Below are 23,634 nucleotides of genomic sequence, written 5' to 3'. Positions count from 1 at the left end.
GGACGGCCACAAAAAAGCCGCGCGGACTTGAAAAATCCGCGCGGCTGGTTCGTTCGATTAATGCGTCGACTCCGACGCGGCGTGTTAAAGGGGCGCTCTCTGCCTGTTGAGCGCCTTCTTTTTCTGCTCACTTCCCCTGACGTTCCACTGCCTGACCGGATCCGGCGGCCTCAGGCCGGCAGGGCGAAGCTCGAAATCGCCTCGCGCAACACGCCCACCTGATCCTTCAGCGAATGGGCCGCGGCGGCGGCTTCCTCGACGAGTGCGGCATTTTGCTGCGTGACCTGATCCATTTCGCCGACGGCGCGATTGACCTGTTCGATGCCCGCGCTCTGTTCGCGTGACGCATTGCTGATCTCCTCGAGGATTTCGTTCACGCGGCGCACCGACTGCACGATCTCGCCCATGGTCGAACCGGCGTTGGCGACCAGCGACGCGCCGGCTTCGACGGTATGCGTGGACGTTTCGATCAGCCCCTTGATTTCCTTCGCGGCCGTGGCCGAGCGCTGCGCGAGGCTGCGCACTTCCGCCGCCACCACGGCGAAGCCGCGGCCCTGTTCGCCCGCGCGGGCCGCTTCGACGGCGGCATTGAGCGCGAGAATGTTGGTCTGGAACGCGATGCCGTCGATCACGCCGATGATGTCGCCGATCTGACGCGAGCTGCTGGTGATTTCGCCCATCGTGCGGACCACGTCGTCGACGACGCGGCTGCCGCGCGTGGCCACATCCGCGGCCTGACCGGCGAGATGCGCCGCTTGCAGCGCGCTGTCCGCGTTCTGCTTCACGTTGACGGTCATCTGATCCATGCTCGACGCCGTTTCGACGAGCGCCGCGGCCTGTTCTTCGGTGCGTTGCGACAGATCCGTGTTGCCGGCGGCGATTTCGGTTGCGCCGATATTGATGTTTTCGGTGCCCAGACGCACGCGCGAAACCGTATCGACGAGACCGGCCTGCATGGTGTGGAGGGCGTGCAGCAGACTGCCGGTGTCGTTCGATTGCACCGGTACTTGCGTGGCGAGGTTGCCGCGCGCCATCAGTTGGGCTGCTTCGACCGCGACTTCGAGGTCGCCGCCGAGCGTGCGGCGGATGCTGCGCAACACCAGCAGCATGACGACGGTGGCGATCGTGCCGAGCGTCACGGTGAGGACGATCCAGCGCAGCAGATTGGCGTAGAACGCGCGCTGCACGTCGTCCATATACATGCCGGTGACGAGATACCAGTCCCACGGCGCGAAGTGCAGGGAGAAGCTGGTTTTCGCCACGGGTTTATCGCTGCCGGGCTTGGACCATAGATAGTCGACGAAGCCGCCGCCCTCGTGATTGCCAGCGTCGACGATGTCGGTGAACAGGTGATGACCGGCCGGGTCGGTGAATTGCGTCATGTTTTTGCCGACCAGTTCCGGCTTGATCGGGTGCATCAGCATGACCGATTGCGAGTTGTTGACGGAGATGTAGCCGTCTTTGCCGTAGCGCATGGCGGCGAGTGTTTCGAGCGCCTGTTTTTTGGCTTCGTCTTCGGTGATCGTGTGTTGCTGGGCGAGGGTGTAGTAGCGGTTGACGATATGGTTGGCCTGGTCGATCAGCGCGGTGAGTTGATCGCGGCGGTCCGAGATCATCGACGCGCGGTTCTGCCATGCGCCGAAGCCACCGATCAGGATCAGGCCGGTCCAGAGGACCGCGATCATTGAGGCTAGTTTTTTGTTCAGAGTCATGGCGGTTTGGTTTCGCTTTTGCTTTCGCTTTCGCGAGGTGGTCGGTCAGGGTGGGGGCTATTTCACTTCTTCACTTTTTCGCTTGCAGCGATTGGCTTGTTGCTCACTGTGTTTACGGCCTGGCGCTCTTTGCTCCGCAGGGGAGGGGAAACCCGTTGTGGTTTTGTCTGACTAATTGGGGTGGGTGCCTGCGGCGCTCGGGTTCGCTTGTGTTTTTTGCCTGCGCGGCGCTTTATCTGTTTGCCTGTGGCGTTGGCCTTTCCTTGTTTTCTTATCGGTCTATTAGCGTCCTGTGCGGGGCGGCACTTTTCTTTGCCTGCCGCAAAGAAAAGCAACCGTATTGGAAGTCAAGCGGCGAGCAGTTACTCAAGATAGAAATTGTCAGCGTCAGGGAGCATTTTGCGCGCGCGAGTCGTCCTCGCGACCTGCACGATTGAGTGACCTGCACAAGGGTGGGCACGGGGGGCCGCGAGTGCCTGGGTTAAAGCGCCACAGGCGGCTCAGCCATGCCGGAAGTCAGTCAGCCGATGGTCTCCATGGGGTCGAGTTGTGGACCATGGTGTTGAGCGTCACGATGAGCTTGCGAATGCACGCGGTCATGGCCACCTTGAACGGTTTGCCAGCCTTGCGCAGACGGTCGTAAAAGGCCCTGATCACCGGATTAAAGCGCAGCGCAGGTATGCAGGCCATGTAAAGCGCGCGCCGCACGATGGCACGACCGCCGTGAATGCGACGCTTGCCGGTGTGCTTGCCGCTGTCGCAATTGAACGGTGCGACGCCGGTAAGGGCGGCGATCTCGCGGCGGTTCAGCGAGCCGAGCTGGGGCATGAAGGCGATCAGCGTAGCCGCGGCACCGGGGCCGATACCGGGCACCGAGCGCAGCAGATCTTCCCTCTGGCGCCAGGCGGGCGAAGAGCGCATGAACGAATCGATGTCCTTGTCCGCGACGGTGAGCTGCTGTTTGAGCCATTTGATGTGGTCATTGAGGCTTTCCTTCGCCGCGGCGTGTGCGCGCTCCAGGCGGGCCTTCTCGGCCACGAGCATGTCGATGAGCTGGGCACGGCGCAGCAGCAGCGCTTGCAGCTGCTCGGTCTGCACATCGTTCAGTGGACGCACGACGGGTTTGATGACGGCGGCGAAATGGGCAATGACGAACGCGTCGATGCGGTCTGTCTTCGCCCGTTTGCCGGTGGCTTTGGCAAAGTCGCGCACCTGCCGGGGATTAACCGCGACAGCGGGCAGGCCGGCCTGACAGAGCGCCTTGAGCACGGCAAGTTCGAGCTTGCCGGTGGCCTCCATGACGATCAGGGTGGGACCCAGCGTGATCAGACGCTGGACCAGCTGGTCGATGGCGACGGTTTCATTGTCGACACTGAAATGTTCGGTGGTGTCGTGGATGGCAACGTCGAGGGTGCTACCGCTGACGTCGATGCCGATATAAACGGAAGAGGAAGTCTGGTTCATCACGGTACCCATACTTGCAGGAAAATACGAGCTCGAGGCTCAGTCAACTGTTCGGGTTAAGAGGATGAAAAGGACAGTCGCTCAGGCTTCTCTGCGTGCTCGAGGCACTGTAGGCAGACGAGCTGACTGTCCATGTGGCGGCAACTGATCGGGTCAACGCCACAGGAGGGAATATACAAGTAGGCAAAAGAAAGCGGCTCACACCGCTAATTTTTAAGCGGGTCCCCCGCACGGTCTCGGTGCATCTGGAATCCGTGCTCTCGCACATTCGGCGTGAGTGACTAAGGGCTCATCAGCTCCCACTCCGCACTGCGTGCGTCGCGGATGGGTATGCATGGGAAAAGCGAGGCTTCGTTTTGATGTACTGGGACCGTCGGCTTCACACCGACAAAACGTCTGCTCACTTATGGCGCCGACAACCGCGAATCAAATGTCGGCGGACTGCAGTAGCAATGCAATGACGAGCCACGCTCGCGAGAAAAATACGGGCGATAAACGAAGCGGATGGTTTTACGAAGTACCGCTGCGGCGCGCGCAGCGTCGCCGGAAGAATGACGGCCTTGTCACTCACGCCGAATGTGCGAGAGCACGGATTCCAGATGCACCACTACCGCGACTGCGCGGGGGACCCGCTTAAGAGGTGTCCGATGTCATTGGACCACTACAAGTGCCGCCCCGCACAGGGCAACGCTAATAGACCAATAACCTATTAAATGCAGAAATAGAATAATTCAAGGCAATACAAAGGCAAAAAACCAACCAAATAAGATAAAGAAAAAAACCCCAACACCAAGCCCCGCATGAGCAAAATCACATTTCTCCACACAACGCCAAAAAAATCCAAAGCCAATGCCAATGCCAATGCCAATGCCAATGCCAATCCCAAATCCAATCCAAACCGCATTGCATGAAATGCAAAAAACAACACATTTCAACACTTAACAACAACATCAGAAAACCCAAATACTACTCAGACAACCCATAAAAACGTTTTCAGCTATAGTCGCCATTTTCCAGCCGTCAGCCGGGCAAAAAAAGCGCACCAAAAAGCACCAATAAGCCCGCAAAAAGGAGTAAAAGAAAATGAACGCCCGCGAACCCGCATTCGTCTCCGCGTCCCGCAGCGCGCGCCTGCGCCAGATGCTCGTCAGCAACGAACTCGAATTCATGATGGAGGCCCATAACGGCCTCTCCGCCCGTATCGTCCGCGAAGCCGGCTTCAAAGCGATCTGGGGTTCGGGCCTCGCGATCTCCGCCCAATTCGGCGTGCGTGACAACAACGAAGCGAGCTGGACGCAAGTCGTCGATACCCTCGAATTCATGGCCGATGCCAGCGATCTCCCCATCCTCCTCGATGGCGATACCGGCTACGGTAACTTCAACAACGTGCGCCGCCTCGTGCGCAAACTCGAACAACGCGGCATCGCCGGCGTCTGTATCGAAGACAAACAATTCCCGAAAACGAATAGCTTCATCAACGGCGAAGCCCAGCCGCTCGCCGATATGGACGAGTTCTGCGGCAAGATCAAAGCCGGTAAAGACTCGCAGTCGGATGAAAACTTCTCGATCGTCGCCCGCGTCGAAGCACTCATCGCCGGCTGGGGCATGGACGAAGCGCTACGTCGCGCGGAAGCCTATCGGCAAGCAGGCGCCGACGCGATCCTGATTCACAGCAAACTCTCGCGTCCCGATGAAATTCTCGAGTTCGCGCGCGAATGGGCCGGTCGCGCACCGCTCGTCATCGTGCCGACCAAGTACTACAGCACGCCCACCGCAGTGTTCCGCGAAGCCGGCATCAGCACGGTCATCTGGGCGAATCATCTGATCCGCGCCGCAACCTCGGCCATGCAGGCGGTCGCCAAAGACATTCACGCGAGCGAAACGCTCGTCAACGTCGAAGACAGCATCGCCGCCGTCAACGAAATCTTCCGTCTGCAAGACGCCGACGAATACTCGGAAGCGGAAGACCGCTATCTGTCGAGCGGACGCGCGGCCGGCGCGGCCATCGTGCTCGCGGCAAGCCGCGGCAAAGGGCTCGAAGCCGTCACCGAAGATCGTCCGAAAGTCATGCTGCCGATCGCGGGCAAGCCGCTCTTGCGCTGGCTCGTCGATGCGTTCAAGAAGCAGAGCGTCAACGACATTACCGTGGTGGGCGGTTATCGCGCCGATGCGATCGATACGGCCGGTATCAAGCTGGTCGTCAATGAACGTCACGCGCAAACCGGCGAACTGGCGTCGCTCGCGTGCGCAGTCGAAAAGCTTGCAGGCGACACGGTCATCTCGTACGGCGATCTGCTGTTCCGCAGCTACATCCTGCGCGATCTGGTCGAGAGCGAAGCCGCGTTCAGCGTGGTGGTCGATTCGTCGCTGACCGATGCGGAAAACGCCAGCGTGCGCGACTTCGCGTGGTGCTCGGCGGGCGACGACCGTGGTCTGTTCGGCAACAAGGTCACGCTGCGTCACGTGTCGAGCGGGCAGGAGGCAACGTCCGCCATCGCGTCGCAAGCGCCGCACGGCCGCTGGGTAGGTCTGCTGAATGTACGCGATGCGGGGCGCGAGCGTCTGCAAGCGGTACTCAACAAGCTGCAGGCGCGCCCGGATTTCGATTCGCTCGACATGCCCGCGCTGCTCAATGCGTTGATCGAAGCGGGTGAAGCGATCGAAGTGCAATACGTGCACGGCCACTGGCGCGGTGTGAACGATCTGGAAGACTTCCGTCGGGCCGGCGATTTCGCGCATGCGCAAGCGCCGTTCGCGGCAGCGGCCGGCAAGATGAACGAAGCCAGCGGAGCGGCGCAATGATCGAGGCGGCACAGTTCGTCGAGGCGGCGCGCGAACGCGGCTTCGACTGGTATGCAGGCGTGCCGTGCTCATATCTGACGCCGTTCATCAACTACGTCTTGCAGGATGAATCGCTGCACTACGTTTCGGCCGCCAATGAAGGCGACGCGGTCGCGTTGATCGCGGGCGTCACGCTCGGCGCGCAGAACGGCCGGCGCGGCATCACGATGATGCAGAACTCCGGCCTCGGCAACGCGGTGAGCCCGTTGACCTCGCTCACGTGGACCTTCCGTTTGCCGCAATTGCTGATCGTCACGTGGCGCGGGCAACCCGGCGTCGCGGACGAACCGCAGCACGCGCTAATGGGACCCGTCACGCCGGCCATGCTCGATACGATGGAAATTCCGTGGGAGACCTTCCCGACCGAGGCTGACGCAATCGGCCCGGCGCTGGATCGCGCCATCGCTCATATGGATCAAACCGGCCGCCCGTACGCGCTCGTGATGCAAAAGGGCAGCGTGGCGCCGTACGAGTTGAAAGTAAGCGACTCACCAGCTCGTCGAGTGCCAGCGGTGCCGCGTTCGCAATTCAGGAGCGTCGCGGTGAATGAATTAGCTTCACGTCACGATGCGCTGCAGAAAGTCATCGCGCACACGCCGCTCGAATCGACGGTGGTGCTCGCGTCGACGGGTTTTTGCGGTCGCGAACTCTATGCAATCGACGACCGTCCCAATCAGTTGTACATGGTCGGCTCGATGGGCTGCGTGACGCCCTTCGCGTTGGGTCTCGCACTCGCGCGTCCCGACCTGCACGTGGTCGCGCTCGACGGCGACGGCGCGGCGCTGATGCGCATGGGCGCGTTCGCCACGCTCGGCGCATACGGTCCGTCGAATCTCACGCACGTGCTGCTCGATAACGGCGCGCACGACTCGACCGGCGGTCAGGCGACGGTGTCGTCGCAGGTCTCGTTTGCGGGTGTCGCTGCGGCTTGCGGGTACACGTCGGCGATTGAAAGCGACGACATCAACGTGATCGACGAACTGTTCGAAACAGCGCCGTCGCCCCATGGTCCGCGCTTCGCGCGACTGGCGATTCGCCGCGGCACGCCCGATGGCCTGCCGCGTCCCACTATCACCCCGCCCGATGTGAAGACGCGCCTGATGCGCCACATCGGCGCCGCTTAAGGAGTGTGCTCATGCTGCTACTCAATCCAGGCCCGGTGACCCTCACCGAACGCGTCCGCAACAGCCTGTTGCAAACGGATTTGTGCCATCGCGAAAGCGAATTTTTCGACTTGCAGGAAGAAGCGCGCACACGTCTGGTCGATCTGTACGGCCTCGACGCCAGCGAATGGCAGGCGGTCTTGATGACCGGCTCCGGCACGGCGGCTGTTGAAAGCATGACCGCCGCGCTGGTGCCGCAAAACGGCAAACTGCTGGTCGTGGAAAACGGCGTGTACGGAGAGCGTATTTCGCAGATCGCCACGCAATACGGCATTGCGCATGAGTCGCTGAAACACGACTGGATGCAGGCGCCGGATCTCGCGAAAATCGCCGAACGCCTGGATGCGGACAAAGCGTTCACGCACGTCGCGGTGATTCATCACGAAACAACCACAGGGCGTCTGAACGATCTGCAGGCGCTCGGCGCGTTGTGTCGCGAACGTGGTCTGCGGTTGCTGGTGGATGGCGTCAGCAGCTTCGGCGCGGAAGCGATCGATTTCGCCGACGCCAGTCTCGACGCCGTCGCGGCGACCGCGAACAAGTGTCTGCACGGCGTGCCGGGCGCCTCGTTCGTGCTGGTGCGGCGCGCGGCGCTCGCGCAGGCGGCGAGCCGCACGTATTACCTGGACCTCGGGCGTCTCGCGCGTTTGCAGGACCAGCGTAATACGCCGTTCACGCCGTCGGTTCATGCGTATTACGCGCTGGTCGAGGCGCTGCGCGAACTCGCCGACGAAGGTGGCTGGCGTGCGCGCCACGCGCGCTACGCGGCACTCGCCGAGCAGGCGCGCGCGGGCCTCGCGGAGCGGGGCATCGGCAGTGTGTTGCCGCCGGAGCAGTCGTCGGTGGTGCTGCGCGCGTATCGGTTACCGGACGGCGTCTCGTATCCGCAACTGCACGACGCGCTGAAAGCGCGCGGTTTCGTGATCTATGCCGGTCAAGGCGGGCTCTCGGCCGAGCTGTTCCGCATCTCGACGATGGGCAACATCCACGCTGCCGACATCGACCGTCTGCTGGAAGGCTTTATCGCGCTGACACGCTAAGGTGCGCGTTCAGGCGGGCGTCCGGTGACGATGTCGTGACACGCCGCACGGCAGCGCGTCACACCGGGTCTTTGTCCGGCGGTCCATCGGGCCGCTGAGGCTCTTCGGTGTGATGACCCGGCGATGGCGGCACCAGCGGATCGGCTTCGGGATCCCGGTTCGGATCGGCATTCGGATCGGGAATCGGGCTGGTATGCATGTCGTAGCTCATTGCATCACCTTTTCGTTGAGAAGCGAGCTGAACGCGGGCGGTACGGCCGCAGGCGGACGAACCCACCCGTACGCCGGCTGCTTCTTTCAAGCGCAGGCGATTCAGCTCGCAGGCCGTTCCCTTCTAGCGTAGGCGATCCAGCACGCCATGGCCCCTTACTTTTTCCCGCGGCGGCTCACGCGCAATTGCCAGTAGCGTTCGGCCGCGAAAACGTCGTCGTAATTGCCCGCGCCGAACGCGCGCAGCTGGCTTGCGTAGGCGTTGACCGCTTCGCGTTTGAGCTGGGCGCGGCGCGGGAGATCAATCGTATGACTCGCGCTCGGATAGGCCGGTGTGGCGACGATGCCGCGTTGCGCGAGGTCGGCGAGGCGCGCCTGCACGACCCCGGGTGTGAGGCGGTGAATGGCGTCCTCGTAGGCGAACCACGTGAGATGCGACAGGCGCGGCAGGATTTCGCTGCAGGCTTCGAATACGCGCACGTGATCGTCGTGATACAGACCGAGCGGCATGAGCAGCGTATTCGCGGTCGTGCGGTAGATGGTCTCTTCAAGCGCCGCCGCCAATCTGGCGATCGATGGCGAATCCATGTACTGGCCGTCGCGAAACGGCAAGCGTAAGGGAATCGCGTCGAGCATCTCCAGCGCGAGGTTGTCTTCGCGCGTGCGGGCGTGGACGGCCTGATGGGCGCTCGTGAAACCCGACTTTTCATCCCATTCGGTATGCATTTCCTGCTCGGGCGGCGCGGCAAACACCGTGCAGACCGCTGCGTCGGGATGGGCGGCGAGTAATGCGCCGCAACTGAAGACGGCGTCGTCGAAATGGGGCGAGACGATGAAAAGGCGAGGGCTGGTTTCGCTCATGAATGTGTGGTGGTTTCGAAACGCGCGGGGCCGCATTCGAAGCGTTTGTGTGGCGCGAGACGAACTTGCTGGATGGGTGGCGTCACCTCAGCTTAGGCGGAATCGGCGCGGCTTGTGTAACCGTTGTGAGATTCGCAAGCCGCGTGCCTGGGCGGCCCGGATGCTGCGGGCATCCCGTAGAGGCTCACCGTTTCGCGGTCTGCGGCTCCTGAATGTGCTCACCTTGAGCGGGCGCGCTGCCAGGCGTGCGTCGCGCACGCGTAACCGCTCGGATATGAGCGGTTAGCCTGATTAACCGCTTACCTGCGAGCGGTTACGTTTGTGCTCCTGCTGGCTACGCACCGCCGCCCGCCAGCGCCGCTGCGCGGCTGAACGCCGTCGCAATGCTCGCCAGGATGTCGTCGCGCAACCTGGCGTCGGCCATTCCCAGCGCATACGACGGATGCCAGGCCGGCACGATCAGGCGCCCCTCGTGGGCAATGGTTTGACCGAGGTATTCGGACAGATTGACGTGCGCGCCGGTCAGCGCTTTCAGCGCGGTCGCGCCGAGTGTGACGACCACGCGTGGCGCGACCCGTGTCAGTTCTTTTTCAAGCCAGTACTGGCAAGCCTCGACTTCGCGCCGCGCAGGCGTGCGATGGACGCGCTGCTGGTCGAGCGTTTCCCATTTGTAATGCTTGACGGCGTAAGTCAGATACAACGCCTTCCTCTCCAGTCCGGCGCGCACAAGCACGGCGTCCAGCAATTGACCCGTCGGGCCGGTGAAGGGCTCGCCGTGCTGGTTCTCGTACTCGCCGGGCTGTTCGCCGACCACCATGATCGCCGCGGATGCAGGCCCAGCGCCCGCAACCGTCTGCTTCGCGTTGCGCCATAACGCGCAGCGCCGGCAGGTGGCGAGCGGGCCAGTGGGCTCCAGCAATGGCGGCGTCATCGCCGAATACTCGACCGGCGGTGTAGGGGGAACGGTGACGGCGGCGCTCTGCGCGCCGAGACGGCTGCGCTCGCGCGCGAGGCGTGCGGGCAGCGGCGGACCCGCAGGCGGCATTCTCCAGTAACGCAGCGGCACGGGCGACGGCAGGCCATTGAAGGCGTTGGCGTAGTACGCGAGCCAGAGTGCCTCCGCGGGCGTGCTGGTGATGGCTTCGCCAGTCATGGCGCTTGCCGGCAGCGCGTGGGCGGCTGGTTCGCGTTCCTCCGCTGCCGGCCGGTCGATGCGCAGCAGCATGCCGTTCCAGAACACCGCGCCATGCGGCGTGGCCAGCATCCACGTGGAATCGCCCATGCGTGCGGCAAACCGCGCGGCGGCGCGCTCCAGCAAGTCATGATGCGGCTCGTACCAGCCGACGAACTCGGGTGGCCCCATCGACGGATCGCGCCGTCTGAACAGCGTGAGCGTCAGCAGATCCTCGGTTTCGTGCTCAATCGCCTTGATACGTTGATCGAGCAGCGCGCCGTCGGGGTCGCTCAGATCGAGGACGTGGTGTTCGCCGTGCGTCCAGCGCCACAGGACGCGGTACAGCAGCGCCCAGCGGTCTGGTGCGCGGAAGCATGCGGCTGTTTTCAGCCAGGAGAGGAGTTCGCGGGGGATGGCGAGCGCGGCGGTAGTGCCTGTGTCGACGTCGCCTGCAACGATACCCGCGGGCTCTGCGCCTGGCACGCCTGCTGCCGTCGCGCAGGCGATATGCTCAGCCGCGGAGGTTGCAGAAGATGGCAAGGCGTGTCCGGCGGCCGAACCATTGTCGGCGCCACGACTTTCGACTGCCGCCTCGCTTCCTGATTCGACCCACTCGATTTGCGATGGATCGACGCCTTGCCGCAGCAGCGCCCGCGCGGCGCGCCGCCATGCGGCGAAAGACAGTTCAATCGGAATGCGTTTCATGCTGACGCGCCGTGGATGCGCGCAGCGTCATGCGCGTAACCATGCGTCCCAAATGCTGTATGAATATACAGTATCCACCAAAATGCCGGCCCGAATCAAGTCCGCCGGTTCTGCCGGGAAACTGAATGAGTTAGACCAGGGCACATTCCGCGAAACTGGAATTGCGGAATTCACGAGACTGCCCGGACGCGCGAGCGCGAAGGGCAACAATCGGACCCGGAGCGCTCCCTAATCACAGCGCGGCCGTAGCGTCACGTTGCAAAGGACAGCGATCATTCGCAGCGCTGTCAACCGCTCGACACACAGCGGGATCATCGTTAAACGCCAGGAGCGCCAAGCCGCATTTTGTCGATGCGGCCGATCTGTCAGGACACAGCCCGCAAGCGAGTATCCGCACGGTCCGATCGAACGCGAATTCACAGCCTGTTCGCGATCGACAAAGCGAGAATCCTCGACTTCCAGGCCTACCGTGGCTGATTCGCAAGCTCGCTTACCGCTTCCGCAATCATAAACATCTTCAGGTGCGGGGCGGTAAAGAGAAGAGCAAAATATCGACACGCCGCCCGATCACAGCAAGGACAGCGACAGCTCATGGACGACACGCCCACCCTGAAATCACCGACCAGCGCGGAACCTGCGCGCAGCGGTCTTGGCGTCGCGGCGCTGCAGCGCGACATCGTCGACAACCTGATCTGTCTGCAGGGCCGATATCCAGAGATTGCGTCCCCGCACGACTGGTACATGGCGCTTGCGTTTGCCGTCCGTGACCGGATGATGACACGCAGGGTCGCCACTACGCACGCCTACGTGGCACGCGGTGCAAAGGTCGCCTGCTATCTGTCCGCGGAGTTCCTGATCGGTCCGCAACTCGGCAACAACCTGATAAACCTGGGTATCCAGAGCAATGCGCGCGATGCGTTGCAGGCGCTCGGCCTTGACCTCGACGACCTGCTCGCGATCGAGGAAGAACCAGGGCTTGGCAACGGCGGGCTGGGCCGCCTGGCGGCATGCTATCTCGACTCGCTTTCCACCCTCGAAATTCCGGCCATTGGTTATGGCATCCGCTACGAATTCGGGATCTTTGACCAGGAGATCCGTGACGGCTGGCAGGTGGAAGTCACCGACAAGTGGCTGCAGAAAGGCAACCCTTGGGAGATACTGCGCCCGGACGTTGCCTTCTACGTGAGTTTCGGCGGCCGCACGGAAAGCGGGACCGACGCGCAGGGCCGTTTTTGTGTGCGATGGGTTCCGGCATACACGGTCAAGGGCGTGGCCTGCGATACGCCAATGCCGGGCTTTCGCGTCAACATGTGCAACACGCTGAGGCTCTGGAAGAGTGAGGCGGTCGAGTCGTTCGACCTTCAGGACTTCAACGCCGGCGATTACTACGAGGCCGTCCAGGAGAAGGTGAGGTCTGAAACGCTGTCGAAGGTGCTCTATCCGAATGACGAGCCGGAAGCCGGCAAGCGCTTGCGGCTCGCGCAGCAATATTTCTTCGTCTCATGCTCGCTGCAGGACATGCTGCGTCTGCTCGCGCTCAAAGGCGAACCGATCGGCCGCCTGGCGGACATGTTCACCGCGCAACTCAACGACACGCATCCCTCGATTGCCGTCGCCGAGCTGATGCGTCTGCTGGTGGACGAGCGACAGGTGCCGTGGGACGAAGCCTGGGACATCACGCGGCGCGCGCTCTCCTATACGAATCACACGCTGTTGCCCGAAGCGCTCGAGACGTGGGGGCTGTCGCTGTTTCGGGATTTGCTGCCGCGTCTGCTCGACATCATCTATGAGATCAATCGCCGCTTCCTCGATGAGGTCCGGCAACGCTACCCGGGCGATGACGAACGTCTCGCGCGCATGTCGCTGATCGACGAGAACGGTGCAAAGCGCGTGCGTATGGCGCATTTAGCAACGGTCGGCAGCCACGCGGTCAACGGCGTGGCCGCGCTCCATTCGGAACTCCTTGAGCAGACCGTGCTGCGGGATTTCGCCGAACTATGGCCCGAGCGGTTTCACAACGTGACCAACGGTGTCACACCGCGCCGATTCATGATGCTTAGTAATCCGGGCCTTGCAACCCTGCTGGATGAAACGGTCGGCGAAGGTTGGGTGACCGATCTCGCCAGGCTGCGCAAACTCGACGAGTACGCCGACGACGCAGCGTTTCAGGATCGCTGGCGCCGCGTAAAACAGGCAAACAAAGAGGTGCTCGCCGCGCGCATCCACAGCGCGACGGGCGTCATTGTCGACTCGGGCGCACTGTTCGACATTCAGGTCAAGCGCATCCACGAATATAAGCGGCAACACCTGAACGCGCTTTTCATCGTGGCGCTCTATCTGCGCTTACGGCGCAATCCGCAGATGGCGTTGACGCCGCGCTGCTTCGTGTTCGGCGGCAAGGCCGCGCCAGGCTATGCGATGGCCAAGCTCATCATCCGCCTGATCAACGGAATCGCCGAAGTTGTCAACGACGACCCGGTAGTGAACGGGCGGCTGAAGGTCGTGTTCTTTCCGGATTTCAACGTGAAAAATGCGCAGTTCATCTACCCGGCCGCCGATCTGTCCGAGCAGATTTCGACAGCCGGCAAGGAAGCCTCCGGCACCGGCAACATGAAGTTCATGATGAATGGCGCATTGACCATTGGCACGCTGGACGGGGCCAACGTCGAAATCCGCGAGGAAGTCGGCGACGAAAACTTCTTCCTGTTCGGTCTGACCGCAGACGAAGTGGAACGTGTGAAAGGAGCGGGCCACCGCCCGATCGAGTACGTGAATGCGAACGAGGCGCTACGTGAAGTGCTGGAGCTGATCGCCGCCGGGCACTTCTCGCGCGGAGACCGCGAGATGTTCCGTCCGCTGGTCGACAATCTGCTTCACGCGGACCCGTTTCTCGTCCTTGCCGATTACGCGGCGTACGTGGCGCGCCAGGAGGACGTCAGCGACGCCTGGCAGGACACGCGGCGCTGGACTCGCATGTCGATCCTGAACACTGCGTATGCGGGCAAGTTCTCGTCCGATCGCGCAATCGGCGAATACTGCGAGCAGATCTGGAAGATTCGCCCGGTGAAGATCGCTCTGGAATGACGGCTGTGAAAGCGGGGCGCCTCTTCTTGGACGCCTCGCGCTTTCTCCTCGAGATGCTTGACTGACCGACTCAGGGCGTGAAGCGGCCCTTCGACTCGATGCGAGCGCTATGGCAGCTTCCAAACTGGAACTGCCGGGGGGGGTAACTCAGGCGATGACCTTCTGCTCCCCGGCAGCCTGCTCACGCATGCGACGGGCTTCGTCGCGCAGGAACTGCTGGTAATCGTCCAGGTCGCCGTCGAAAGGCTCGACGCCACCCTTGGTGACGAGCCAGAACTCGTCACATACCGCGCGCAGCAGGGACCGGTCGTGACTGACCAGCATCACTGTGCCTTCGAATTCGTTGAGTGCCATGCCTAGCGCTTCGCGTGTGGCCAGGTCGAGGTGGTTGGTAGGCTCGTCGAGCAGCAGCAGGTTGGGGCGCTGCCACACGATCATGCACAACACGAGCCGCGCCTTTTCGCCGCCGCTCATCGTTCTGACCGCCTGGTGGACCATGTCGCCACTGAAGTTGAAGGTGCCGAGGAAGGTGCGAAGCGATTGTTCGGTGCCACTCTGGCCGGGGGCACGCATGCTCGCCGGCGTGTCCTTGGCAAGGCGGATCATGTGTTCCATCGGCGTGTCGAGAGGACGCAGCACGTCGAGTTCCTGCTGGGCGAAGTAACCGATGTTCAGGCCTTTGCCTTCGCTGATTTCGCCGGCAATCGGCGCCAGCTCGTGCGCCACCGTCTTCACCAGCGTGGACTTGCCCTGGCCGTTGGCACCGAGAATGCCGATGCGCTGCCCGGCCAGCACGGAACGGTTGATGCCCCGCACGATGACCGTGGGCGGCGTGCCCGGCGGTGTGTCGGCCGGTGCCGGGTAGCCGAAGCTCGCGTCCAGCATCGACAACAGCGGGTTCGGGATGTTGAGCGGCTCCTTGAACTCGAAGGCGAACTCCGCGTCGGCAAGCACCGGTGCGATCTTCTCCATGCGTTCGAGCGCCTTGACCCGGCTCTGCGCCTGCTTCGCCTTCGAGGCCTTGGCCTTGAAGCGGTCGATGAACTTCTGGAGGTGGGCGATCTTGTCCGCCTGCCTGGCCACCGCGGCCTGCTGCAACACGAGTTGCTCGGCGCGCATGTCTTCGAACTTGCTGTAGTTGCCGCCGTAACGCACCAGCTTGGCGTTGTCGACGTGCACGGTCACCTGCGTCACCGCGTCGAGGAATTCGCGGTCGTGGCTGATCACGACCATGGTTCCTTCGTAGCGCTTGAGCCACGCTTCCAGCCAGACCAGCGCGTCGAGGTCGAGGTGATTGGTCGGTTCGTCGAGCAACAGCAAGTCGGACGGGCACATGAGCGCGCGCGCCAGCTGCAGTCGCATGCGCCAGCCGCCGGAGAAACTGTTGACCGGCTGGCTAAGCTGCGCAGCACTGAAGCCCAGGCCCTGGATCAGCGCCTGGGCACGTGCGGGGGCATCATGTGCACCGGCGTCGTGCAGGGCCATGTAGGCGTGCGCCATGCGCATGCCGTCGTCGCTGGCCTCAGCGGCGGCTACTTCGGCCTGCGCGGCCAGCAGTACGGTGTCACCGTCGATGACGAAGTCGGTCGCACTTTGCTCGGTCTCCGGCATCTCCTGCGCGACCTGGCCCATCTTCCATGCAGCGGGAATCGAGAACTCGCCGCCGTCTTCGTGCAGCGTGCCGTTGAGAAGGCCGAAGAAGGATGACTTGCCGGCGCCATTGCGGCCGACAAGGCCAATCTTTTCGCCGGGGGCGAAGGTGACGGACGCGCCGTCGAGTACGACATTGACGCCGCGGCGCAGCGTGACATTACGGACGGAAATCATAAGGAGCTACTTCGGAGAGGATAGGCATGATAGCCGACCGGACGTACAGGGCGGTCTCTTTTCTGGCCGCACGAGTGAAGAGCCACTTGCGCTTTGCGGCGCCCACCGGCCGCAAAGCGAGGCGGGCACTGCGCACCGGGCGTTCCGGCTGCGGGGCTAACGAACAGACGGTGAGTGACGGCTCCTGGCCGTATTTAGCCCCACGCGGCCGGCGCGAAACGGGCCAATCTTCCCATCCAGCACCATCATGCCAAACCTAAACATTGCGCAAATCTTCCGGCGTATCCACGTCCCGCAGAATCCCTGCATCGTCGACATCCAGCCGCATCACCCGCTGCGAGGCCAACAACGCGCGCGCGCCAGTATCGCCGTCGAGTGACATCAGCGCGTCCCGATGCTCGACGCCAAAGCCGACCGGATGGCCGCGCTGTCCCTGATAAAACGGCGCCACGATCGACGCGCCGCCGTCGAGCGCCCGCGCCACCGCTTCGATCGTCGTGGTGGCGATGTGCGGCATGTCGGCGAGCGCGACGATCCAGCCCTCGGCGTCGTCGCTGGCTTCGATGCCGGCGGCGAGGCTCGCGCCCATGCCTCGATTGGCGTCCGCGGCGAACACCACATCGCAGCCGGCGTTGTTCAGGAGGCGCGCAAGGGCATCCGACCCCGGCCGCACCACGGCCAGCACACGCGAGACGACATGCAGCAGCCGGTGCGCGGCTTCGTGCGCGACCGGCGTGCCGTCGGGCATGTGCGCGAGCAGTTTATTGTGCAGGCCGTCCGGATCGAAGCGTGAGCCGAAGCCGGCGGCGAGCAACACGCCAGTGGCAAGCGAGGCGTAGGCCATGGACGGGCACCGGTAGAAAGGATGAGCCCGATTGTGCGATGCAACGCGTCGCCAGGCAAGCGCCAATGCATACGCCGACGTGCGCCGTCATGCGCGGCAGTGCCCGTACAATGAGCCGCTTACCTTACATCAAAGCGAATCTTCATTGCCATGAAGCGTCTCGACGACAATGCCGCACTGATCCTGATCGATCTGCAAAAGGGCATTCAGTTTCCGAAGCTCGGCCGCCGCAACAACCCCGACGCCGAACGCCATCTCGCGGCCTTGCTCGCCCATTGGCGCGACACCGCGCGTCCTGTCGTGCACGTGCGCCACATTTCCCGTGAGCCGGACTCGGTATTCTGGCCGGGGCAGAGCGGCGTCGAGTTTCAGACGGCGTTCGAGCCGAACCGCAACGAGCATGTCGTCGAAAAGAACGTGCCGGATGCGTTTATCGCGAGCGGGCTCGAACGCTGGTTGCGCGCACGGAAGATCGCTCAGGTGGTGATTGCGGGCGTGATCACGAACAACTCGGTCGAAGCCACCGCACGTACGGCCGGTAATCTCGGCTTCACCACGCTGGTGGCGAGCGACGCCGCCTTTACCTTCGACATGCGCGATCTGAACGGTCGCTTGTGGGCGGCCGAGGATATTCACGCGCTGTCGCTCGCAAACCTTGCGATGGATTATGCGCAGATCGCGACCACCGCCGAGATTGTCGGCCGCGCGTAACGCACTTAGCGCCGCCACAGCGATTCGGTCCACCACGCATGCAGCGCAACCGCACCGCGTGCGCGGCGGTTCTCGTCCACGCGCCACACGCCCCCTCACGCCTGCCGCACCCCCATCACTTTATCGAGCGTCACCGGCAGATCGCGCACGCGCACGCCGGTCGCGTGATACACCGCATTCGCGATCGCCGCCGGTACGCCGGTGATGCCGATCTCGCCGATGCCGCGTACGCCGAGCGAGTTGATGTACGGATCAGGCTGATCGATGAACGTGATGTCGAGCGAGCCGATGTCGGCATTCACCGGCACGTGGTACTCGGCGAGATTCGCGTTCGTGAAGCGCCCGTAGCGCGTATCGAGCAAAGTCTCTTCCTGTAGCGCCGCCCCCACGCCCCACACAATGCCGCCCATCAACTGGCTGCGCGCAGTCTTCTCGTTCAACACGCGCCCCACGTCATACACGCCGACCACGCGCGCCACGCGAATCGTGCCGAGGTCGGCATCGACATGGACTTCGGCGAACACGGCGCCAAACGAGTGAAACGAGTACTTCTGCCTCTCATCGCCGGGTTTGACCGTCGAGGCGGCCTCGATCGGTTTGCCGCCTGAGCGCGCGATGATCGCGGCCGCCGGATCGCGCTTCGCCGGTTGTGAGCGGCTCATGACCCAGCCATTTTCCACCGTGATGTCGTCGGGTGCGATGCCGTGCACGGGCGAGGCTTCGTCGGCGAGGGCCAATGCGATCAACTGGCTGCGCGCCTGGCTCGCGGCCTCGCGCACAGCAGGCGAAACGCTCGCCGCCGATTGCGATCCGCCTGACCCGGGGGCTTTCGGCAGCGACGAGTCGCCGAGCGCGAAGTGGATGTTTTCCGGCGCGAAGCCGAGGGCGTCGGCGGCCACCTGGGTCATCACGGTGTAGGTCCCGGTGCCGAGGTCCTGGGTGCAGGAGGCGACCATCGCGCTGCCGTCCGGCAGAATCCGCGCGATGGCCGCGGCTTCGTTGCGGTTGGCCGGATAGGTCGCGGTCGCCATACCCATGCCGATCAGCATCTTGCCGTTGCGCATCGAACGCGGTGCGGCGGTGCGCCGGGACCAGCCGAATTTCTCGGCGCCGATCTGATAGCACTCGCGCAAGGATTTCCCGGACCACGGTTTGTTTTCCTGTGGATCGGTATCGGCGTAATTCTTCAGGCGCAGCGCGAGCGGGTCCATCTTCAACGCCGCAGCGAGTTCGTCCATCGACGATTCGAGCGCGAACGAGCCGGTCGTCTCGCCAGGCGCGCGCATGAAGGTCGGTGTGCCGAGGTTCATCGGCACGATCCGGTGCGTCGTGACCTGATTGGGCACCGCGTACAACATGCGCGTGACCATGCAGCAGGTTTCGGTCCAGTCTTCGAACATCGACGTATTCGACACACTGTCATGGCGTATCGCCGTCAGCGTGCCGTCGTGCCGCGCGGCAAGCGTGAGATGCTGCTCGGTCCGCGGACGGGCGCCGACGGACCCGAACATCTGCGGACGCTCGAGCACGAGACGCACCGGACGCCCAGTCTGCTTCGCTGCCATCGCGCACAGCGACACGTGCGACCACGACGATCCCTTGCAACCAAAACCACCACCGATAAACGGCGAAATCACGCGCACGTCGCCGGGTGACATGCCGAGCGTTCGCGCGACCGCCTGCGCCGCATTGCTCACGCCTTGCGTCGAGTCGTAGAGCGTGAGTTGCGGGCCGTCCCAGTGCGCCATCGTGGCGTGCGGCTCCATCGGGTTGTGATGTTCGATCGGCGTCGTGTAAACGGCGTCGACGTGAACCGTGCCACTGCGCATGCCATCCTCGAAGCTGCCGCGTTGCGTGTCGGTGATGCGGCCTTGCGGTCTGTCAGGTGCATGTCCGTTCGGCTTCGCCTGCGCAAAATCGAGTGTCGCGGCGCTGCTCTGGTAGGTAATGCGTAATTGACGCGCGGCATCCGTGGCGTGTTCGAGCGTATCGGCAACCACCACGGCGACCGGCTCGTTGTTGTAGTGAATCTCATTGTCCTGCAGCAGCGACAGGCGGCGGACGCCCGGCGGCGTCAAAGCGGGCTTGCCGCCATTGGGCAGGCGCGGCGCGTTCTGATACGTCATCACCAGCAACACGCCTGGCAACGCTTGCGCGCGGCTCGCATCGATCGATGCAATCGTGCCGCGGGCAATCGTGCTGGTGACGAGCACAGCATGCGCTAGCCGCGCCTCCGAGAACTCGCCGGCGTAGCGCGCTTCGCCGGTGACTTTCAGCAGACCGTCGATGCGGTCGAGCGGTTGACCGATCAGATTCATGCCACACCTCCGGCGCGGCCCGCGGCCAGGTTCACGGCGCGCACGATCGCGCGCTGCGCAAGCTGCACCTTGAAACGATTGTCGTGCTGCGGTCTCGCATCGCGTAGCGCTGCGGTAGCGGCGTCGTGTAGCGTCGCCTGTGTGAGCGGCCGGCCGTTGAGCATCTGTTCGGCGGCATGCGCGCGCCACGGTTTGTGCGCGACACCGCCCAACGCGATGCGCGCGGTTGTGATGTGGTCGCCGTCCATCTGCAATGCGGCGGCCACCGAGACCAGCGCAAATGCGTAACTGGCCCGGTCACGCACTTTCAGATAGTGCGAGTTCGCGCTGAACAACGGCGGCGGTAAATCGACAGCGGTAATCAACTCGCCCGCCTGCAACGTGGTATCGATATCGGGCCGGTCGCCGGGAAGCCGATGAAAGTCCGCGAACGGAATGGTCCGCTCGCCTGCGGGGCCATTGACGCGAACAACGGCGTCGAGCGCGGCGAGCGCCACGCTCATATCCGACGGGTTCACGGCAATGCATTGCGGACTCGCACCAAGAATCGCCTGCGTGCGATTGTGGCCTTCGAGCGCCGCGCAACCGCTGCTTGGCACGCGCTTATTGCACTGCGTGAAGGTGGTGTCGTAAAAATAACTGCAGCGGGTGCGCTGTAGCAGATTGCCGCCCACGGTCGCCATATTGCGCAGTTGCGGCGAGGCGCCCGCCAGAAATGCCTGCGACAGCAACGGGTATTGTTCGCGCACCAGCGCGTGATTGGCGGCATCGCTATTGCGCATCAGGGCGCCGATGCGGATGCCGCCATTCGGCAACGTGGCGACCGTATCGAGCCCGCTAATGTGCGTGATATCGATAAGCCGCATCGGCCGCGCCACGCCGCTCTTCATCAAGTCGAGCAGATTGGTGCCGCCGCCAATGAACACCGCACCCGGTTGCTGCGCCGCGTGCACGGCGCCGGCGACATCGCCGGCGCGTTCGTAAGAGATCGCATCCATGCTGGCCGCTCCGTCACGCGTTGCCGTGGTTAGGGCGGGCATTGCTGCCGGCACTGTTCTGACCACCGCTCTCATGCACAGCGCGCACCGCCGCGACGATATTCGCGTACGCACCGCAGCGGCAAATGTTGCCGCTCATGCGTTCGCGGATTTCGTCGTCGGAAAGTTGTGGCGGGCGGCTGCGGACGTCGGCGCTCACAGTGCTGGCCGTGCCGTTACGGAATTCGTTCAGCAGGGCAGTCGCGGAACACAACTGCCCGGGCGTGCAGTAGCCGCACTGGAATGCATCGTGTTCGATAAAGGCCTGTTGCATCGGGCTGAGCACTTGATTGCCGGCGAGTCCTTCAACGGTCGTGATGTGGCTACCTTCATGCATCACGGCAAGCGTCAGGCAGGAATTAATACGACGGCCGTCGGCGATCACCGTGCATGCGCCGCATTGCCCACGGTCGCAGCCTTTCTTCGTGCCCATCAGACCCGCGTACTCGCGCAAAGCATCGAGCAAGGTCACGCGCGGTTCGAGATGCAGCGAGTAAGCACGGCCGTTGACGGTCAGCGTGACAGGGCGGCCCGGCACCGGCGCACGAACTTCGGCGGGCGGCGGCGCGGCCGGGGTTTGTGTTTGTGCGCGCAAATGCGGCGCCGCGCCGATGGTGGCGGCAGCGGCGGCCGATTGCAGAAAGCGGCGGCGCGAAGATTGGGGTGATGTGGCGTCGGGTTCGTCGCCCGAATCCTGTGGTTTGTTATTCGTAGACATGACGGTCTGCTGGCTCCATTGAAAGGTCAATGCAGGCATGGCGACATGCGGGTATCTGACATGCGGGTATCCGAAGCGTCGCGGTGTAACTCTTCACACTCAGCAATTTCGGTGCCGTTGCGAACGCAACAGGTTATCGACGCGGCGCAACCGGATTCACTGTGACCCGGCAGCGAGCCACGATGAACCGGATCGAATCGTTGAAAGCGCAACCAGACATGCTGCGGCGCGCGTCAACTAGGGACGTTGCGCTTAACGAACAGGAAAGTAAATACGCGGAGGTGCCTTCTTTCTGGATGAAAAAAGAAAGACTGTTTTGCGCGGGACGAGGAGTCCGGTCGATCAGGCGTCGGCCCAGCGGCGCAGCAGATTGTGATAAATGCCGGTGAGACTTACCACGGTTGCATCGTTCGAACCTTTTTCGGCCGCCAAACGTTGCACGTCGTTGTCGAGTTGAAACAGCATGGCGCGTTCGCCGTCGTTGTGCACCATACTTTGAATCCAGAAGAAGGATGCGACCCGCACGCCACGCGTCACCGGGTTGACGTGATGCAGGCTCGAAGCAGGGTAGAGCACCATGTCGCCGGCCGGCAGTTTCGAGCGATGCATGCCGTAGGTGTCTTCAATGCAGAGTTCGCCGCCGTCGTAGGACTCCGGCTCGGCAAGAAAGAGTGTGGCCGAGAGATCGCTGCGGATGCGGAAATCGGTGCCGCGCAGGTGGCGGATCGCGTTGTCCACGTGCGTGCCGAAACCGTCGCCGCCTGCATAGCGGTTAAAGAGCGGCGGAAAGACTTTCAGGGGTAACGCGGCCGAAAAGAAACGCGGGTTGCGGCCGAGCGCGTCCTGAATCGCATCGCCCACCGCGCGTGCGGCGGGGGAGCCTTCGGGCAATTGCTGGTTGCGCTTGGCCCGCGCCGACTGTTCGCCGGAAGTCGCGTTACCGTCGGTCCATTGGGCCGCGTCGAGGATTTCGCGGTATTGCGCGACCTGCTGTTTGCCGAGTACGCCTTGCAGATGCAGCATCATGTGCGTGGCTTCCGAACCAGGGGCATCATCGCGCCTGCAGCGGTGCTTGTATTCGTGCCTGGAACCGCGCTTCTATTCACCCCTTGGTTCATGCCCGGCCCCGAGTTTCCGTGTGTGCCTGGATCCGTGCTTATATTCGCCGCTATTTGCGCGCGTATACCTGTACTCAGGTCTTCAGCCAGCGCACGAAAGGCACCGACCGGAGAAGCGGCAAGCCACGCCTGCATCTTCGCGATGAACGCCGGCGTTGCTGTGCGTGGTACACGCCGCAACCACACCAGCGCGGCGTCGATCTCGCCGCGCCCGGCCAGTAGCCTCGCATAGTTGAACTGGCCGCGGAAGTCACCGCCCACTGCCGCGCGCCGGTAATAGTCGAGCGCGATGCTTGCGTCGGCATCGACTTCCCAACCGTCTTCGTAAAAGCTGCCGATAAAATTAAGCGACTTCACGTGACCCATTTCGGCGGCACGCCTGAACCACTGTAGCGCCTGCACACGATCGCATTCCACGCCATGGCCGAGCGCCAATGCCGACGCATAGTTGTACATGCCCCAGTCGAGTCCCGCCTGCGCCGCGCGCCGGTACCAGTAGACCGCCACCGGCGCGCACGCCGCCGTTCCCCAACCGTGTTCGTAGCATCGGCCCAGCATATTCATCGCCATCGGATGATCCTGCCGCGCCGCGTGCCTGAACCACGTCAACGCTTCTTCGGCATTGCGCGCCACACCGTGACCGTCGAGCAGATACTGGCCGTACACCGCCTGCGCTTCGACGATGCCGTTATGCGCGGCCGCCGCCACCCACGCGGCGGCTTTGGCGGGCGGCCCGGAGAGAATCGCGGCGAGCTCGTCATGCGACACGCTCGCCAGCGCCTTCAGCGTTATCTGTTCCATCCTGCA

The 23,634-nt window shown here is 63.2% G+C and carries 16 protein-coding genes and 1 pseudogene; 5 read left to right on the top strand and 12 right to left on the bottom strand.

Annotation, left to right across the window (positions count from 1 at the left end):
- Positions 1-170 precede the first annotated feature (170 nt).
- Both B0G76_RS30625 and B0G76_RS30620 read right to left on the bottom strand, forming a co-directional pair.
- Entirely contained in the window at positions 171-1,712 is a 1,542-nt protein-coding gene (locus tag B0G76_RS30625) for a methyl-accepting chemotaxis protein (protein WP_120295790.1), read from the bottom strand.
- A gap of 516 nt (positions 1,713-2,228) precedes the next feature.
- A complete protein-coding gene (locus B0G76_RS30620) occupies positions 2,229-3,176 on the bottom strand; it encodes an IS110 family transposase (RefSeq protein ID WP_183082176.1) in 948 nt (315 codons plus the stop codon).
- 1,083 nt (positions 3,177-4,259) lie between these two features.
- On the opposite strand from B0G76_RS30620, the gene aepX reads away from it, so the two are divergent.
- Genes aepX through B0G76_RS30600 form a run of 3 tightly spaced genes read left to right on the top strand, consistent with a single transcriptional unit; the run spans position 4,260 to position 8,220 of the window.
- A complete protein-coding gene (gene aepX / locus B0G76_RS30610) occupies positions 4,260-5,978 on the top strand; it encodes a phosphoenolpyruvate mutase (RefSeq protein ID WP_120295787.1) in 1,719 nt (572 codons plus the stop codon).
- Entirely contained in the window at positions 5,975-7,141 is a 1,167-nt protein-coding gene (gene aepY / locus B0G76_RS30605) for a phosphonopyruvate decarboxylase (protein ID WP_120295786.1), read from the top strand. The genes aepX and aepY overlap by 4 nt, the downstream gene beginning before the upstream one ends.
- Before the next feature lie 11 nt (positions 7,142-7,152).
- Positions 7,153-8,220: a 2-aminoethylphosphonate aminotransferase gene (locus B0G76_RS30600; RefSeq protein WP_120295785.1), complete on the top strand. Its 1,068-nt coding sequence runs from the start codon at positions 7,153-7,155 to the stop codon at positions 8,218-8,220.
- Between the two features lie 58 nt (positions 8,221-8,278).
- Here the strand turns inward: B0G76_RS30600 and B0G76_RS43055 are convergent, their stop codons facing one another.
- From B0G76_RS43055 to B0G76_RS30590, 3 genes are all read right to left on the bottom strand, one after another.
- Positions 8,279-8,431, bottom strand: a complete 153-nt coding sequence (locus B0G76_RS43055; RefSeq protein WP_165614491.1) for a hypothetical protein — start codon at positions 8,429-8,431, stop codon at positions 8,279-8,281.
- 155 nt (positions 8,432-8,586) lie between these two features.
- Complete coding sequence (locus B0G76_RS30595; RefSeq protein ID WP_120295784.1) at positions 8,587-9,291, bottom strand: PIG-L deacetylase family protein; 705 nt, start codon at positions 9,289-9,291, stop codon at positions 8,587-8,589.
- A gap of 334 nt (positions 9,292-9,625) precedes the next feature.
- Positions 9,626-11,170, bottom strand: coding sequence for a UdgX family uracil-DNA binding protein (locus B0G76_RS30590; RefSeq protein WP_120295783.1), 1,545 nt, complete (start codon positions 11,168-11,170; stop codon positions 9,626-9,628).
- A gap of 591 nt (positions 11,171-11,761) precedes the next feature.
- Here B0G76_RS30590 and B0G76_RS30585 point away from each other — a divergent pair.
- The gene (locus tag B0G76_RS30585) at positions 11,762-14,254 is read left to right on the top strand and encodes a glycogen/starch/alpha-glucan phosphorylase (RefSeq protein ID WP_120295782.1); all 2,493 of its coding nucleotides are present in this window, start codon (positions 11,762-11,764) and stop codon (positions 14,252-14,254) included.
- A 147-nt stretch (positions 14,255-14,401) separates the two neighbouring features.
- Here B0G76_RS30585 and B0G76_RS30580 read toward each other — a convergent pair whose 3' ends face one another.
- Positions 14,402-16,081 carry an ABC-F family ATP-binding cassette domain-containing protein gene (locus tag B0G76_RS30580; RefSeq protein WP_120295781.1) on the bottom strand — a complete coding sequence of 560 codons (1,680 nt, stop codon included), beginning with the start codon at positions 16,079-16,081 and terminating at the stop codon, positions 14,402-14,404.
- 256 nt (positions 16,082-16,337) lie between these two features.
- Positions 16,338-16,925 (bottom strand): NTP transferase domain-containing protein, encoded by a 588-nt coding sequence (locus tag B0G76_RS30575; protein ID WP_120295780.1) that lies wholly within the window; start codon positions 16,923-16,925, stop codon positions 16,338-16,340.
- 150 nt (positions 16,926-17,075) lie between these two features.
- Here B0G76_RS30575 and B0G76_RS30570 point away from each other — a divergent pair, with 150 nt between their 5' ends.
- Entirely contained in the window at positions 17,076-17,636 is a 561-nt protein-coding gene (locus B0G76_RS30570) for a cysteine hydrolase family protein (RefSeq protein WP_120295779.1), read from the top strand.
- 95 nt (positions 17,637-17,731) lie between these two features.
- Here B0G76_RS30570 and B0G76_RS30565 read toward each other — a convergent pair whose 3' ends face one another.
- From B0G76_RS30565 to B0G76_RS30545, 5 genes and pseudogenes are all read right to left on the bottom strand, one after another.
- The gene (locus tag B0G76_RS30565) at positions 17,732-19,954 is read right to left on the bottom strand and encodes a xanthine dehydrogenase family protein molybdopterin-binding subunit (protein ID WP_120295778.1); all 2,223 of its coding nucleotides are present in this window, start codon (positions 19,952-19,954) and stop codon (positions 17,732-17,734) included.
- Positions 19,951-20,952 carry a xanthine dehydrogenase family protein subunit M gene (locus B0G76_RS30560; RefSeq protein ID WP_120295777.1) on the bottom strand — a complete coding sequence of 334 codons (1,002 nt, stop codon included), beginning with the start codon at positions 20,950-20,952 and terminating at the stop codon, positions 19,951-19,953. The genes B0G76_RS30565 and B0G76_RS30560 overlap by 4 nt, the downstream gene beginning before the upstream one ends.
- 13 nt (positions 20,953-20,965) lie before the next feature.
- Positions 20,966-21,709 carry a 2Fe-2S iron-sulfur cluster-binding protein gene (locus B0G76_RS30555; RefSeq protein ID WP_120295776.1) on the bottom strand — a complete coding sequence of 248 codons (744 nt, stop codon included), beginning with the start codon at positions 21,707-21,709 and terminating at the stop codon, positions 20,966-20,968.
- A gap of 342 nt (positions 21,710-22,051) precedes the next feature.
- Positions 22,052-22,735, bottom strand: a complete 684-nt coding sequence (locus B0G76_RS30550) for a Fe2+-dependent dioxygenase (RefSeq protein ID WP_120295775.1) — start codon at positions 22,733-22,735, stop codon at positions 22,052-22,054.
- Between the two features lie 167 nt (positions 22,736-22,902).
- Positions 22,903-23,628: pseudogene (locus B0G76_RS30545) on the bottom strand (tetratricopeptide repeat protein); the annotation flags it as partial.
- Positions 23,629-23,634: the final 6 nt, after the last annotated feature.

The organism is Paraburkholderia sp. BL23I1N1 (assembly GCF_003610295.1).
Lineage (GTDB): Bacteria > Pseudomonadota > Gammaproteobacteria > Burkholderiales > Burkholderiaceae > Paraburkholderia.
Note: the sequence above shows the minus strand (reverse complement) of the source record. Positions and strands in the feature narration are given on the sequence as shown.